Below are 13,505 nucleotides of genomic sequence, written 5' to 3'. Positions count from 1 at the left end.
TCACGCCCCCGCCATCGTCCGCTGACGCTCGACCTCGTCGGCCAGGTGCGTCATCCGCTCCGCGACGGCCTCGGCGGTCGGCGCGGCCTGGTGGCCGACGATCCGCCCGTCCGCCAGGTACAGCACCGCGTTCGCGAACGACGCGGCGACCGGGTCGTGGGTGACCATCACGACCGTCTGGCCGTGCAGGTGCACCGACTCCTGCAGCAGGCCCAGGACGTCGCGGGCGCTCCGCGTGTCCAGCGCGCCGGTCGGCTCGTCCGCGAACACCACCCGCGGCCGCGTGACCAGCGCCCGCGCGATCGCCACCCGCTGCTGCTGCCCGCCGGACAGCTCCGACGGCAGGTGGCCGAGCCGGTCGCCCAGCCCGACGCGCTCGAGCACGGCCCGCGCCCCCTGCCGGTCGACCTTCCGTCCGGCGAGCTTCAGCGGCAGCACCACGTTCTGCATCACGTTCAGCGTCGGCAGCAGGTTGAACTGCTGGAAGACGAAACCGATCCGCTGCCGGCGGAACTTCGTCAGCGCGGCCTCGCCGTCCCCGGTCAGCTCGGCGCCGTCCACGAACACGCGTCCCTCGGTGGGACGGTCAAGACCCGCAGCGCACTGCAGGAGCGTGCTCTTGCCCGACCCGGACGGGCCCATCACCGCGGTGAACGACCCGGAGGGCAGCGACAGCGACACGCCGTCCAGCGCGACCACCTGGTTGCCTTCCGCGCCGTACACCTTGCGCACGCCCTCCAGGCGAAGCGCCTCACCCGACACCTGGCCCGCCGGGTCCGGCCCCTTGCGTCCGATCATTTCTTTCCCTCCAGCCCGGCGCTCCTTCCTGGTGCGCCTGCAGGAACGAAATTACGGACGGCGACGGCCGGCGAGGATGGGTCCAGCACGCCGAACGGGGTAGGCAAAACCCCACCATTTCCGGGCTCGCACGGGCGCGGTTTCGACCGGGTCCGGTGGCCCTCGGCGGCGCGGGCCTGATGCTGCTCCTGCACATCACCGACGCGGAAGGCGCCTTCAACATCGGCGGCACCGCCACGCTGGTCGGCGACCCGCCCGACATCATCATCGCGAGCCGCGGGAACCTGTCGTTCAACGACTTCCTCGTGCACCTCGCGCCGCTGGTCGTCCTCCTGATCGTCGTGTTCTGCCTGATCCGCCGCTGGCTGTTCCGCTCGGCGTTCCACTACGACCCGGAGCTCGCGGCGGAGGACATGGAGCTGGAGGAGCGCGAAGCCATCATCGACCGGCGGCTCCTCGCGCAGGGACTCACCGTGCTCGCCATCGTCGTCGCGACGTTCGTGCTGCATCCCGTGCTGCACTACGAGCCGTCCGTCGTCGCGCTCCTCGGCGCCGGGCTGCTCGTCGCCGCCACCAAGGTGACCACCGAGGACGCCCCGATCGTGTCCGACCTCGTCCAGGATTATCCGGGAGACGAGGGCCAGGTGCTGTGGTGGGCGCTCGCCCTCGGCGCCGACCTCGGCGGTAGCGCCACCGCCATCGGCGCGAGCGCCAACGTCGTGCTCGGCATCGCCGCCCGCAACGGCACGCCCATCAGCTTCTGGCAGTTCACCCGCTACGGCCTGGTCGTCACCTTCGTCACGGTCACGCTGGCCACCCCCTACCTCTGGCTCCGCTACCTGTAGGCGATGGGAGAGGATGGAGGGATGGACGAGGTACCTGAGGACTGGGACCGGGCCCTGACGATCGTCGCGCATCCCGACGACCTGGAGTACGGGGCGTCGGCCGCCGTCGCCAAGTGGACGAGCCAGGGCAAGACGGTGACGGAGGTGATCGCGACCCGCGGGGAGGCCGGCATCGACTCGATGGAGCCCAACGATGCGCGCCGCCTCCGCAGCGCGGAGCAGATCGAGGCCGCGCGGATCGTCGGGGTGGAGACGGTGGAGTTCCTCGACTTCCAGGACGGCGTGCTGGAGTATGGCCTGCCGCTGCGGCGGGCGCTCGCCGAGGTGATCCGGCGGTACCGGCCCGAGGTCGTGCTGTCGCTGAACTTCCGGAACGCCTTCCCCGGCGGCGGGTTCAACATGGCCGACCACCGCGTCCTCGGGCTCGCCGTCGCGGACGCGATCAGGGACGCCGCCAACCGGTGGGTGTTCCGCGACCTCGGCCTCGACCCGTGGCAGGGCGTCCGGTTCGCGCTGTTCGGCGGATCACCGCAGGACACGCACTACGTGGACATCACCGGTCACCTGCAGGCCGGCATCGACTCGCTGCTCGCGCACCACGTGTACTTCTCGAACCTGGGCGCCGGGTTCGACGGGGCGGCGTTCCTCACCGGCAACGCCGAGGAGGCCGGACGCGCCGTCGGCGTCGAGCACGCGCTGACGTTCGAGATGATCGAGGCGTAGCCCGGCCCGCTCCCGCCGGGCCCCGGGCCAGCGGGCTAGCGGCGGGCGTTGGGCCGCTTTCCCTTGTTGGACTTGCTGCGTTTACGGGCCCGGCGTTTGCGCGTCTTCTTCGACATGTCCCGATTGACCACCCGAAAGGCGTCCGGCGCAAGGAATCCGCGGCACGCGGCTCAGCGAAAACCCGCCGGCCGCACGTCCGAAACGGCGCGCGGCACGGCGGGCAAGTTCTGCGGGAGCGGACGGCGGCCGGGTCGGCGGACCACGGCGACCGGTCAGCGGACCTCGGTGATCTCGGGGCCGCGCTCGAAGGGGTCGAAGGTCTCGACGGCCTCCTCCTCGTCCTCGTCGCCGCCCTCGCTGAACTCCTTCGGGATCCGCAGCTCCAGCAGGTCGCGCGGAGGCATCGGGGCGTCGCCGCGGACGACGACCACGCCGCGCAGGACGTCCTCAAGGACCTGCCACTGCTCCTCGTTCTCGATCGCCGCGCCCTGGACGACGGCCTGCAGGAACCAGCGAGGGCCGTCCACGCCGAGGAAGCGGATGATCTGCGGCGCCCAGCCCTGCTCGATGAACTCCGCCGGGATCTGCTGGCGGAAGTCTTCCGGCATCTCCGCGAGGACCTCCTCGGTCAGCGGCTGGGGAACCATCGCCAGGAGCTCGGGGCCGAACGGGCCGTCGCCCTCCTGGGTCTGGCCCTGCGCCTCCTCCTGGATGTCCTTGGCGGTCTCACGGCGCACGTCGTCCCAGATGCCGCTGCGCTTCGGCGCCGCGAACGCCTGCAACTGCATGGCGCTCTCCTCGTACTGCACCAGCACGGCGACGGGCCGCCCGTCGAGCGGGTTGCCCTCCTCGTCCACCTGGGTAGCCTCGAAATTCACCTGGAAGCCGAGGCCCTGGGCGACCGGCACCAGGATGGACCCGAAATCGAGCCGCTGCAGCTCGGGGAAGGAGTCCTCGGAGTCCCACGGGCCGCCCTCGGCCGGCTGCGCCTTGGCGGGAGCCTCTTCGGCGGCGTCCTCGGCGGCCTCCACCGGCTCATCGGTGACCTCGGGCCCCTTCTCGGGCTCCTCGGCCTGCCGGCGACGTCCAAAAGCCACGACTCACGCTCCTTCTCGACTGTGCTCATTGCCTGCATTATCCGCGCCCGCGGGCCCCCGCCCTCCGGGCGCAGGACCGAATCCGCCGGTGGAGCCGAAGCCGTCGGTTCCGCGCGCCGATCCGGGAAGCTCGGCGACCTCGTGGAACACCGCCTGCTCCACCCGCTGCACGACCAGCTGCGCGATGCGGTCTCCGCGCCGCAGGGTGACGGTGGCGCGGAGGTCGGTGTTCAGCAGGGTCACCTTGATCTCACCCCGATAGCCGGCGTCGACCGTACCGGGTGCGTTGACTATGGTCACCCCCAACCTAGCGCCCAAACCGGACCTCGGGTGAATGAAAGCCGCGTAGCCGTCGGGCAGCGCGATCGCCATGCCCGTAGGGACTACGGCGCGCTCACCCGGGGGCAGCTCGACGTCCACGGCCGCGACCAGATCGGCGCCCGCGTCGCCCGCGTGGGCGTACTGCGGCAGGGGCAGCCCGGGATCGAGCCGCCGGATCAGCACATCGACCTTGCTCACGCGTTCACCTCACGGACCTCGCTCACGCGTTCACCTCACGCTCACCTGCCGGAAAACCTCACGACCCTACCGAGGGCGCGGTGCCGGGCCGGTGCTGAAACGCCGCCGCCGCACGGGTCCGGCAGTTGACCTTACCCGTTCCCGGACATGACCACTTCCGGAAGATTCACCCCCAAAGTGTGGATTCACGCGTAGCGTCGCTTCCGTTACCCGCGGTGCTTCTGCGGGAATTGCGTCCCGCAGGAAAGGGGGCGTTCATGGGCACATCCGAACGGGAGATCGTCCACCGCTCGCTGGACGGTGTCAGGGTACGGCTCTCAGGTCCCCATGACCTCGGGCGTCCCTGGACGTCGGTCGCGGTGATCGCCGACGGCGGGCGGCTCCACGAGATCTCCAGCGGCACCCGGAGGGCGGCGCTCGCCTGGGCCGACGACATCGGCGTCGAGCGGTTCGACGAGGAGTTCCGCGTCCAGGACGGGCGCCTGCGGGTCGGCCGGGCCGCGGCCGCCCACGACAGCGGCCCGGGGGTGAGCGAGACCGTCCTCGCGGCCGCGTGGGAGGGGCGGCGCCATGCGGTGTTCACGCACCTTTACCACGCGCGTCCGGCGGACGCCGTCGCGTTCTTCGACTCGATCCGGCTGACCGAGCACGCGGACGGGGTCATCGCCGTCCCGCACGGCCGGGCCCGGCGGCCCGCGCCCGCCGAGCTGGTCAAGGAGGTACCGGGCCTCGGGCTCCTGGAGATCAGGCCGCTGAACCGGCAGACGCGGCGGCGGCTCCCGTCGTGGCGCGGCGCGTCCGTCGCGGGCGGCGAGCTGTTCCGGGACAGCGTGGACGGCCAGGGCACCTATTTCATGCTGGCCCTGAAGTCGCTGCTGGTCACCGTCCTGCCCGAGGAGGACGAGGTGCGGGAGGTCCCGCGGCGGCTCGCGGGCCTGGCGGTCGAGGCGGTCCCGTGACCGCGCTGACGGCGGGCGTCGCGGCGGTCGCGGTCCCGCTCGTCCTGCTGGCGTCGCTGTTCGGGCATGCCAGGCGTCCGAGCATGCTCGCCTCGGCGCTGCGGGCGCACGGCACGGTCCCGCGCGCGCTCGCGGGTCCCGTGGCGGCGGCCGTGGTCGCCGCGGAGGCGCTCACCGGCGCCGGCTGCGCGGTGGCGCTCCTGCTCCGGCTGGACGGGCCGATGCGCCTGGCGTTCGGAGCGTCGGCCGCCCTGCTCGCCCTGTACGCGGCCTATGGGACGTACGTGTCGCGCACGCGCCACAACGTGCCCTGCGGCTGCGCGGGCGCCGACGCGCCGATGACGGGCTGGGTCGCGGGACGAGCCGCCGCCCTGTCCGCGCTCGCGCTGGCCGGCGCCCTCCACGGGCTGCCCAGCGGGCCGTCCGCATACGAGTCGTTCATCGTCGTCACGGCGGGGCTGGGGTTCGCGGTCCTCCTCTGGACGCTCCCGTCCGCCATGATCGTGAGGAGGTCTGCCGGATGAGCTTCCAGAGCAGCGCGCTGCTGCTGTCGTGGGTGGCGATCCTGCTGCTCGCCCTGGTGGTCGCCGGCCTCGTCCGGCAGGTCCACGCGCTCGGCCAGGGCGCGTCCCGCCCGACCGGTCTCGGCCCGGCGCCGGGCACGCCCGCCCCGTCCTTCGACCGGCTCGGGCCGGGCCTGCTGCTCTTCCTCGACCGCGACTGCGGCGTCTGCACGGACGTGCTGGCCGCCGCCGACGACCTCGGCCCGCCGTTCCACGCGATCTTCGCGGGCCCTCCCGCGGACGCCGCGTCCGGCGCGACCGTCCTGTCCGGCGAGCGGGACGGCCTGTTCGCCGACTACCGCGTCCCCGCCACCCCGTTCGCCGTGATCGTCGGCGCGGACGGCCGGGTGCGGACCGCCGAACCCGTGGGCTCGCCCGAAGCCCTCCGCACACTCACCCTGGAGGCGGCACGATGATCGAACTGGAAGACGTCCCGCCGCTGCGCGGCCCGCGTCCCGCCGACGCCCGGCGCGTCCGCCGCCGCGTCCCGCCGGACGCGCCGGCGTTCAGGCCGGTGCGACGCAGCGTCCTGACGGGCCTCGCCGCCGCCGGCGCGACCGCCGGGCTGAAGGCCCTCGGCGTGTTCCCGCCCGCGCGGGAGGCGCTGTCCTCCGGGTTCGAGCTGGTCGGCTACTACGACATCTATCCGCGCTGCCCGTCGTACGCGGCCGGCCACAACTGCTCCCCCGGCTGCGGCCCGAGCCTGGTGTGCGCCTCGTGCTGCCGGACGAGCGGGAAATACAAGGGATTCCACAAATCCGGGGTCTCGGACCCGGGGCGCTACAAACTGCGTCCGAGCGATTGCTACGGAAGCCACTGGGACGGATGGCTCTGGGCCTACTCCAAGGCATGCGGAAACTGCAAGAAGGGCATCACCTGGCGCTGCCACGACGGCTGGAAGAAGTCGAAGGCGGGGAACTGGTACAAGACCATCTGCCGCAAAGCGACGGCGTGCAAGAACTGACCGCCGGACGGCTGCGGCGCGGACTGACCGACCCTCTCCTTCCCGTCGCCGCCGTCGCGCTCCTCGCACTATCAGCCGCCGCGCTGAACGCCGCCGTCCTGAGCTGGGCGTCGATCGGCGTCCTCGCCGGATTCTCGCTGTCCGGCAGCGTTTGAACGCGCAACAGCGAATCCGTGCTGTTCTCGCCAGGTTGGCGGGCTCCCGTACGGCAGGGCGAGATCCTGGCCGTCTTCACCGCCGGGCTGCTGCTCGGCGGCACTCTGAGCGCCATGGTGATCTGGCTGCTCTCGGGCTTCTCCGCGCCGCTGCCCGCGTCCGTCCGCGCCTTCGCGATCCTGGGAATCGCGGCGCTCGGAACGGCCCGCGAATTCGGCCTGCTCTCCCTTCCCCTCCCGCAGAACGCCCGCCAGATCCCGCAAGAAGTCCTCCAGACCAACCTGCGCCGAGGGACGCTCCAATTCGGCTTCGAACTGGGCACCGGCGTGCGGACCTACGTCTCGTCCACCGCCCCATACGTCCTGGCCTTGGCCCTCCTCCTGAGCCACGGGCCCCTCGCAATCACCCTCCTGACCGGCACCGCCTTCGGCCTGGGCCGCGCCCTGAGCGCCACCCTCACCTACCTCTCCCGAGACGACCACCGCGCTCCGCTCATCGCCACCCGGCTACCCGCCATGAAGACCACGACCGCCCTGACAACCCTCTTGGTACTCACCCTCCTCACCCTGTGACATCGCGATGGAACGGGGATTGCTGCGGCGAAGGGTCGCGGTGGCCCCTTGACGGATGTCGGGGCACCTCGGTTCGATGGAAACCGAATGGCGTTCTGAACCACGTGAGGACGGTGTGCGGTGACGGCAGTGCGGGACACCGGCGAGATCGACCTGTCCGACCTGAACTTCTGGTCCCTTCCCCCGGACCGGCGCCTGGCGGCGTTCGCGCGGCTCCGCGAGCGGGACCGGCCCGCGTTCTTCCGCGAGCTGAAGATGCCGTTCATCAGGACCGGGCGGGGCTACTACGCGCTGACCAGGCACGCCGACGTGGTGGAGGCCAGCCGGACGCCGGAGGTCTTCAGCAGCGAGCCGTCCTCCACCAGCATCGCCGACCTGCCCCGGTACATGGCCCGGTACTTCGGCTCGATGATCAACATGGACGACCCGCGGCACGCCAAGATCCGGCGGATCGTGTCGCGGGCGTTCACCCCCCGCGTCCTCGCCAAGCTGGAGGCCGACCTCCAGACGACGGCGACGCGGATCGTGGACGACCTGCGCGGCAAGGGCTCGGCCGACTTCGTCACCGACGTCGCGGCCCGGCTGCCCCTGGAGGTCATCTGCGACATGATGGGCATCCCCGGACGGCTGCGCCCCATGGTGTTCCAGCGGACGAACACCATCCTGGGCCTCGGCGACCCGGAGTACACCGGCGGCAAGGACCTCTACCGCGGCGACATCACCCGGATCGGCGTCCTGTACGGGCTGCTGCAGGCGATGGCGGCCGGGTACGAGCTGAACCACCTGGCGATGAAGCTGGCGCGGCGCCGCCGCCGGTACCCCGGCGACGACCTCGTGTCGCGGCTCGTGACCGCCAACGTGGACGGCGAGTCGCTGACCGACCAGGAGATCGGGTCGTTCTTCATCCTGCTCGTCGTCGCCGGGAACGAGACCACGCGCAACGCCATGTCGCACGGCCTGAAGCTGTTCACCGACAACCCGGAGCAGCGTGCCCTGCTGATGGAGGACTTCGACGCGCACGCGCCCGGCGCCGTGGAGGAGATCGTCCGGATGGCGACGCCGGTCATCCAGTTCCGCCGGACGGTCACCCGCGAGTATGAGATGAACGGCCAGCGGTACCGGACGGGCGACAAGGTCCTGCTGTTCTACAACTCCGCCAACCGCGACGCCGACGTGTTCACCGACCCGGACGCCTTCGACATCACCCGCTCCCCCAACCCGCATGTGGGGTTCGGCGGTCCCGGGCCGCATTTCTGCCTGGGCGCCAACCTGGCCCGGCAGGAGATCACGGTGATGTTCCGGGAGCTGTTCACGCGCGTGCCGGACATCCGGGCGAGCGGCGAACCCCAGATGCTCTACTCCAATTTCATCAACGGCATCAAACACCTGCCCTGCACGTTCTGAGCGACGGGCCCGGGCGCCGTGGCGCGGCTTGCGGCGCCGGGCCCGCCGCGGCTCAGGGGGCCTTGTGCCCGGCGGCCCGCGCGGCGGGCGACACGGCCAGGTAGTCGAGGGCGCGCCGCGTGGAGCACTCGCGGGACGGGTGGTAGTCGCGCCGCAGGTACGAGCGGGCGGCCGACACCATGAACCGGTTGCTGGGGAACAGCCCGCGCCGCACGGCCCGCCGGTAGTCCCGGACCCTGGGACGGACGCCGCTGAGCGTCGGGTCGGCCCGGCAGAGATACACGGCGCCCGCGTACACCATGAGCGGCATCGCCAGGACGCCTAGGAAGAACGCGATGAACCGCGTCCAGTACCGTCCGGCCACGTGCTGGTACACGTCGAAAGCGACGGAGCGGTGCTCGACCTCCTCGGCGCCGTGCCAGCGCAGCAGGTCCAGCATCGTCGGGTCGGCGCCGGCGTCGTCGAGTTCGCGGGCGTCCAGGATCCACTGACCGAGGGCCGCGGTGTAGTGCTCGATGCCGGCGATGATCCCGATCCGGACGTCCAGCCACCGCCGCCCGGACAGGAGCGGCAGCGGGCACCGGTCGCCGAGCAGCCGCGTGAACACCCACTCGATCCGGTCGGTCAGCGGACGCGGGTCGAGGCCCTGCGCGAGCATCTGCCGGTCGAGGACGCCCTGGTGGGAGTAGGCGTGCACGGCCTCCTGGCCCATGAACCCCTTGACCTCCTTGTGGAGGCGCGCGTCGTCCTCCACGAGGGGCAGCGTCTGCTTGTAGACGTGCACGAACCAGCGCTCGCCGGCGGGCAGGAGCAGGTGCAGGACGTTGATGAAGTGCGTCGCGACCGGCTCGTCCGGGATCCAGTGCAGGGGCGTGTCCGTCCAGTCGAACTTCACGCGCCGCGGAGTGATGACGGGATGCCGCTCGTCGATCTCGCTCATCGCCCTCCATTCAATTGGACGTCGCATCCAATATTGGGAGCGGGGCGGGACCGCGTCAAGGGGCGGCGGAGTCGCTCAGGTCACAGGGGCGAGGACGACGTCGACGGTCAGGTCGGCCGGTGCGTCCTCAAGCGTCAGGTCGGCGATGCGTCCGGCCGCGGCCAGATCCGGACGTGCGATCCGCATCACCTCGGCACCCCGCACCACCGCGCGGGACACGTCGGCGCGCATCGACGCCTTCGCCTCCGACTTCGCCTTGCGGACCTGCCGGAGCGCCTCACCCGTCGCCACCAGGACGGCCGGGTCGCCGCCCGGGGGCAGCTCCGCCGTCGACGGCCACGACGCCCTGTGCACCGACCCGTGCCGCCACCACGACCAGACCTCTTCCGTCACGAACGGCAGGACGGGCGCGAACAGGCGCAGCAGGACCGACAGCGCGGTGCGCAACGCGGCCCGCGCGGAGTGGCCCTCCGGCCCTTCGCCGTAGGCGCGCGCCTTGACCAGCTCCAGGTAGTCGTCGCAGAACTCCCAGAAGAACCGCTCCGTGCGTTCCAGGGCCCGCGCGTAGTCGTAGCCCTCGAACGCGTCCGTCGCGTCCTGGACGACCCCGGACAGCGCCGCCAGCATCGCCCGGTCGAGCGGCTCGGTGACCGCCGCGTCCGCGTGCACGTCCCCCAGCCCCAGCACGAACTTGGACGCGTTGAGGATCTTGATGGCGAGCCGCCGGCCGACCTTGATCTGGCCGGTGTCGAACGCGGTGTCGGTGCCCGGACGCCCGCCGGCGGCCCAGTACCGGACGGCGTCGGACCCGTACTCACGCAGCAGGTCGATCGGCGTGACGACGTTGCCCTTCGACTTGGACATCTTCTTGCGGTCCGGGTCGAGGATCCAGCCGGACAGCGCGGTGCCCTTCCACGGCAGCGAGCCGTGCTCCAGATGCGCGCGGACGACCGTGGAGAACAGCCACGTCCGGATGATGTCGTGCGCCTGCGGGCGCAGGTCGTATGGGAAGACCCGGCCGAACAGGTCGGCGTCGCGCTCCCAGCCGCCCGCGATCTGCGGGGTCAGCGACGACGTCGCCCAGGTGTCCATGACGTCCGGGTCGCCGATGAAACCGCCCGGCTCGCCGCGCTGCTCCTCGGTGAACCCGGGCGGGACGTCGGACGACGGGTCGACGGGCAGCGCGCTCTCCGCCGGCACGATCGGCTCGCCGTAGCGCGGCTCGCCCTCGCCGTCCAGCGGGTACCAGACGGGGATCGGCACGCCGAAGAACCGCTGCCGGGAGATCAGCCAGTCGCCGTTCAGGCCCTCGACCCAGTTCTCGTACCGGGCCCGCATGTAACCGGGGTGCCATTCCAGCTCGCGGCCGCGCGCGATGAGCTCCGCGCGGACGCCCTCGTCGCGCCCGCCGTTGCGGATGTACCACTGCCGCGTCGTGACGATCTCCAGCGGCTTGCTGCCCTTCTCGTAGAACTTCACCGGGCGGGTGATCTCGCGGGGCTCGCCGTCCAGGTCGCCGGACTCGCGCAGCAGCTCGACGACCCGCTCCTTGGCGGAGAAGACCGTCTTGCCGGCCAGCTCGCCGTACGGGTCCGCCGGGACGCCGTCCGGCGGGTCGGCGGCGAGGCGCCCGTCCCAGCCGATGATCGCGCGGGTGGGCAGGTTCAGCTCGCGCCACCAGGTGACGTCCGTGACGTCGCCGAACGTGCAGATCATCGCGATGCCGGACCCCTTCTCGGGCTCGGCCAGCCGGTGCGCGACGACCGGGACCTCGACGCCGAACAGCGGCGTGCGGACCGTCGTCCCGAACAGCTCCCGGTAGCGCTCGTCGTCCGGGTGTGCGACCAGCGCGACGCACGCGGGCAGCAGCTCGGGCCGCGTCGTCTCGATGTAGACGGGCCGCTCGCCGCCGTGGAACCGGAGCCGGTAGAACGCGCCGGGCTGCTCGCGGTCCTCCAGCTCGGCCTGGGCGACGGCCGTGCGGAACGTGACGTCCCACAGCGTCGGCGCCTCGGACAGGTAGGCCTCGCCCCGCGCGAGGTTGCGCAGGAAGGCGCGCTGGGACGCCGTCCGGGACACGTCCCCGATCGTCGTGTAGAGGTGGTTCCAGTCGACCGAGAGCCCGACGCGGCGCCACATCTCCTCGAACGCCTTCTCGTCCACGGCGGTGAGCCGCTCGCACAGCTCGATGAAGTTGCGCCGCGAGATCGGCCGCTGCCGCTTGGCGTCGGGTTTGGCGGGCGGCTCGAAGTCCGGATCGTACGGAAGGGACGGATCGCACCGCACCCCGAAGTGGTTCTGGACGCGACGCTCCGTGGGCAGGCCGTTATCGTCCCAGCCCATGGGGTAGAAGACCGCCCGACCGCGCATGCGGTGATACCGCGCGACGGTGTCGGTGTGGGTGTAGGAGAAGACGTGGCCGACGTGGAGGGAACCGCTCACGGTGGGCGGCGGGGTGTCGATCGAGAAGACCTCGCCGCGCGGCCGCGTGCGGTCGAAGCGGTAGACGCCCTCGTCGTCCCAGACGCGTACCCACGTGTCCTCCAGGCCGTCGAGGGAGGGCTTGGGCGGGACGTTCGGAGTACGCGGCTGCTCTGTCATGGGCCAATCGTATTGACCGCGCCCCGCATCGCATCCCGATTACCGGCGCGAACGCGACGATCACCGGCGGACGGTTCCGGTAGCGTCGGAACCACCGGACGACTGGAGGACGATCATGGCGGACAAGGGCGACCTCGGCTGGCGGGTGATGGCCGGCGCCGCGGCCTTCGCGGGCGGCTTCGTCGCGAAGAAGGCCATCACGATGGCCTGGAAGAAGAGCACCGGGAAGGAGCCGCCGACCAACCCCGAGTCCCCTGAGGTCGCGCTGACCGAGGCGATCGGCTGGGCCGTCGTGATGGGCGTCGGCATGGAGCTCGCCCGCCTGCTCGCCACCCGCGCCGCCGCAAGGCAATGGGCCAAGGGCACCGGCGAACTCCCGTCCAATCTCAAGACCGACGGTTAAAAAGACTTATCGGCAGACTCAGCCACCGCCGCAACCACGCGACGACCTCAACGCCTGCGATCGCGTCCGAAGGCAGGTTTCGAGCTTGCGAGAAACCTGATCGCGCAGCGAGCCGCCGGGCGAGTCGGAGCGATGCAGCGATGGCGCGCGTTTCTCGACGATGGAGGGCCCCAGGGCCCGAAGGAGGAGAGAAACGCAATCAACCACGGAGGTCGTGGCGGATCTTGGCGGCCAGGGCCTTGGTGGCGGAGCGGTTGAGGGCGGCGCCCGCGGCGGCGCCGGTGAGAAGGGGGCCCATCGTGCCCAGCGTGCGGCCGAAGGTGCGCAGCATGCGCTTGCGGAGCGCCGACTTGGCCGCCGTTCCCAGGGCGCTGGTGAGCGAGCCGGTCTCCAGGGGGTTGATGCCGCGCTGGCGGGCCCAGGACGTGACGAACGCGGCGCCGCGGGTCGTGCCGGTGCCGTGGACGGTGACCCCGTACACCTCGTGCAGTTCGGCGATCATCTTGACCTCGATGGCGGCGACGACCAGGGTCTCGGCCGCGAGCTGAGCGGGGGCGGTCAGCAGCAGCGGCGGGGCCGTGAACTGCACGGCGGCGAGCGCGCCGCCGGCGGCGCCGACGGCGGTCGTGCCGTTTCCGGCCACCTTCACGATCCTGTCGGCGAGTTCCTCGCCCATCAGGCCGCGGTGGTGGGCCTGCAGCGTCTCGAGGTCGCGGATGGGGATGTGCGGGGCGGCCTCGACGAGTAGGTCGCCGAGCAGGCGGCCGCGCGCGACGCCCGCGGCGCCTGCTCTGCGGGCCTTCTGGCCGAGCAGTACGGCCAGTCGGCCGAGCAGGCGGCCGCGGGTCTCGCGGTCCATGTCCTCGTCGGCGGTGAGCCGTCCGACCAGCTCACCGAGTTCGGCGGAGCCGTTCCGGCGGGACGGCTCCATGTCCTCCTGACGTTCGATCTCTTCCGGCAC

At 71.6% G+C, this 13,505-nt stretch carries 16 protein-coding genes; 10 read left to right on the top strand and 6 right to left on the bottom strand.

The features are described from left to right. Nucleotides 1-798: an ABC transporter ATP-binding protein gene (locus E1287_RS09685; protein WP_131964525.1), complete on the bottom strand. Its 798-nt coding sequence runs from the start codon at nucleotides 796-798 to the stop codon at nucleotides 1-3. Nucleotides 799-953: 155 nt separating this feature from the next. Between E1287_RS09685 and E1287_RS09680 the strand changes: the two genes are divergently transcribed. Beyond that, nucleotides 954-1,643: an SLC13 family permease gene (locus E1287_RS09680; protein ID WP_243718789.1), complete on the top strand. Its 690-nt coding sequence runs from the start codon at nucleotides 954-956 to the stop codon at nucleotides 1,641-1,643. Nucleotides 1,644-1,664: 21 nt separating this feature from the next. After that, nucleotides 1,665-2,366 carry a PIG-L deacetylase family protein gene (locus E1287_RS09675; RefSeq protein WP_243718787.1) on the top strand — a complete coding sequence of 234 codons (702 nt, stop codon included), beginning with the start codon at nucleotides 1,665-1,667 and terminating at the stop codon, nucleotides 2,364-2,366. 272 nt (nucleotides 2,367-2,638) lie between these two features. Here E1287_RS09675 and E1287_RS09670 read toward each other — a convergent pair whose 3' ends face one another. Together E1287_RS09670 and dut are read right to left on the bottom strand one after the other, a co-directional pair. Next, the gene (locus tag E1287_RS09670; RefSeq protein WP_131964523.1) at nucleotides 2,639-3,463 is read right to left on the bottom strand and encodes a DUF3710 domain-containing protein; all 825 of its coding nucleotides are present in this window, start codon (nucleotides 3,461-3,463) and stop codon (nucleotides 2,639-2,641) included. Nucleotides 3,464-3,466: 3 nt separating this feature from the next. Beyond that, nucleotides 3,467-3,982: a dUTP diphosphatase gene (gene dut, locus E1287_RS09665; RefSeq protein ID WP_131964522.1), complete on the bottom strand. Its 516-nt coding sequence runs from the start codon at nucleotides 3,980-3,982 to the stop codon at nucleotides 3,467-3,469. A 257-nt stretch (nucleotides 3,983-4,239) separates the two neighbouring features. On the opposite strand from dut, the gene E1287_RS09660 reads away from it, so the two are divergent. From E1287_RS09660 to E1287_RS09635, 7 genes are all read left to right on the top strand, one after another. Next, the gene (locus E1287_RS09660) at nucleotides 4,240-4,941 is read left to right on the top strand and encodes a hypothetical protein (RefSeq protein WP_131964521.1); all 702 of its coding nucleotides are present in this window, start codon (nucleotides 4,240-4,242) and stop codon (nucleotides 4,939-4,941) included. Continuing rightward, complete coding sequence (locus tag E1287_RS09655) at nucleotides 4,938-5,465, top strand: MauE/DoxX family redox-associated membrane protein (protein WP_131964520.1); 528 nt, start codon at nucleotides 4,938-4,940, stop codon at nucleotides 5,463-5,465. The genes E1287_RS09660 and E1287_RS09655 overlap by 4 nt, the downstream gene beginning before the upstream one ends. After that, nucleotides 5,462-5,920, top strand: coding sequence for a hypothetical protein (locus E1287_RS09650; RefSeq protein ID WP_131964519.1), 459 nt, complete (start codon nucleotides 5,462-5,464; stop codon nucleotides 5,918-5,920). Before E1287_RS09655 ends, E1287_RS09650 begins: the two co-directional genes overlap by 4 nt. Continuing rightward, complete coding sequence (locus tag E1287_RS09645) at nucleotides 5,917-6,468, top strand: hypothetical protein (RefSeq protein ID WP_131964518.1); 552 nt, start codon at nucleotides 5,917-5,919, stop codon at nucleotides 6,466-6,468. The genes E1287_RS09650 and E1287_RS09645 overlap by 4 nt, the downstream gene beginning before the upstream one ends. After that, nucleotides 6,456-6,623: a hypothetical protein gene (locus E1287_RS43615; protein WP_165968942.1), complete on the top strand. Its 168-nt coding sequence runs from the start codon at nucleotides 6,456-6,458 to the stop codon at nucleotides 6,621-6,623. The genes E1287_RS09645 and E1287_RS43615 overlap by 13 nt, the downstream gene beginning before the upstream one ends. Before the next feature lie 18 nt (nucleotides 6,624-6,641). Continuing rightward, nucleotides 6,642-7,196, top strand: coding sequence for a hypothetical protein (locus E1287_RS09640; protein WP_131964517.1), 555 nt, complete (start codon nucleotides 6,642-6,644; stop codon nucleotides 7,194-7,196). 120 nt (nucleotides 7,197-7,316) lie between these two features. Continuing rightward, the gene (locus tag E1287_RS09635; protein WP_131964516.1) at nucleotides 7,317-8,600 is read left to right on the top strand and encodes a cytochrome P450; all 1,284 of its coding nucleotides are present in this window, start codon (nucleotides 7,317-7,319) and stop codon (nucleotides 8,598-8,600) included. Between the two features lie 52 nt (nucleotides 8,601-8,652). Here E1287_RS09635 and E1287_RS09630 read toward each other — a convergent pair whose 3' ends face one another. Beyond that, nucleotides 8,653-9,540: a metal-dependent hydrolase gene (locus E1287_RS09630; protein WP_131964515.1), complete on the bottom strand. Its 888-nt coding sequence runs from the start codon at nucleotides 9,538-9,540 to the stop codon at nucleotides 8,653-8,655. 75 nt (nucleotides 9,541-9,615) lie between these two features. Further along, nucleotides 9,616-12,141: a valine--tRNA ligase gene (gene valS / locus E1287_RS09625; protein ID WP_131964514.1), complete on the bottom strand. Its 2,526-nt coding sequence runs from the start codon at nucleotides 12,139-12,141 to the stop codon at nucleotides 9,616-9,618. A 115-nt stretch (nucleotides 12,142-12,256) separates the two neighbouring features. Here valS and E1287_RS09620 point away from each other — a divergent pair, with 115 nt between their 5' ends. Further along, entirely contained in the window at nucleotides 12,257-12,544 is a 288-nt protein-coding gene (locus tag E1287_RS09620) for a DUF4235 domain-containing protein (protein ID WP_131964513.1), read from the top strand. A 199-nt stretch (nucleotides 12,545-12,743) separates the two neighbouring features. On the opposite strand, the gene E1287_RS09615 is transcribed toward E1287_RS09620, so the two are convergent. Next, nucleotides 12,744-13,505: a hypothetical protein gene (locus E1287_RS09615; RefSeq protein ID WP_347813961.1), complete on the bottom strand. Its 762-nt coding sequence runs from the start codon at nucleotides 13,503-13,505 to the stop codon at nucleotides 12,744-12,746.

The organism is Actinomadura sp. KC06, from assembly GCF_004348735.1.
Classification (GTDB): domain Bacteria; phylum Actinomycetota; class Actinomycetes; order Streptosporangiales; family Streptosporangiaceae; genus Spirillospora.
Note: the sequence above shows the minus strand (reverse complement) of the source record. Positions and strands in the feature narration are given on the sequence as shown.

What these genes read in the sequence shown, in the direction of transcription:
- E1287_RS09685 (WP_131964525.1), bottom strand. Translation starts at nt 798, where the DNA reads ATGATCGGACGCAAGGGGCCGGACCCGGCGGGCCAGGTGTCGGGTGAG.
- E1287_RS09675 (WP_243718787.1), top strand. Translation starts at nt 1,665, where the DNA reads ATGGACGAGGTACCTGAGGACTGGGACCGGGCCCTGACGATCGTCGCG.
- E1287_RS09660 (WP_131964521.1), top strand. Translation starts at nt 4,240, where the DNA reads ATGGGCACATCCGAACGGGAGATCGTCCACCGCTCGCTGGACGGTGTC.
- E1287_RS09650 (WP_131964519.1), top strand. Translation starts at nt 5,462, where the DNA reads ATGAGCTTCCAGAGCAGCGCGCTGCTGCTGTCGTGGGTGGCGATCCTG.
- E1287_RS09645 (WP_131964518.1), top strand. Translation starts at nt 5,917, where the DNA reads ATGATCGAACTGGAAGACGTCCCGCCGCTGCGCGGCCCGCGTCCCGCC.
- E1287_RS09630 (WP_131964515.1), bottom strand. Translation starts at nt 9,540, where the DNA reads ATGAGCGAGATCGACGAGCGGCATCCCGTCATCACTCCGCGGCGCGTG.
- valS (WP_131964514.1), bottom strand. Translation starts at nt 12,141, where the DNA reads ATGACAGAGCAGCCGCGTACTCCGAACGTCCCGCCCAAGCCCTCCCTC.
- E1287_RS09620 (WP_131964513.1), top strand. Translation starts at nt 12,257, where the DNA reads ATGGCGGACAAGGGCGACCTCGGCTGGCGGGTGATGGCCGGCGCCGCG.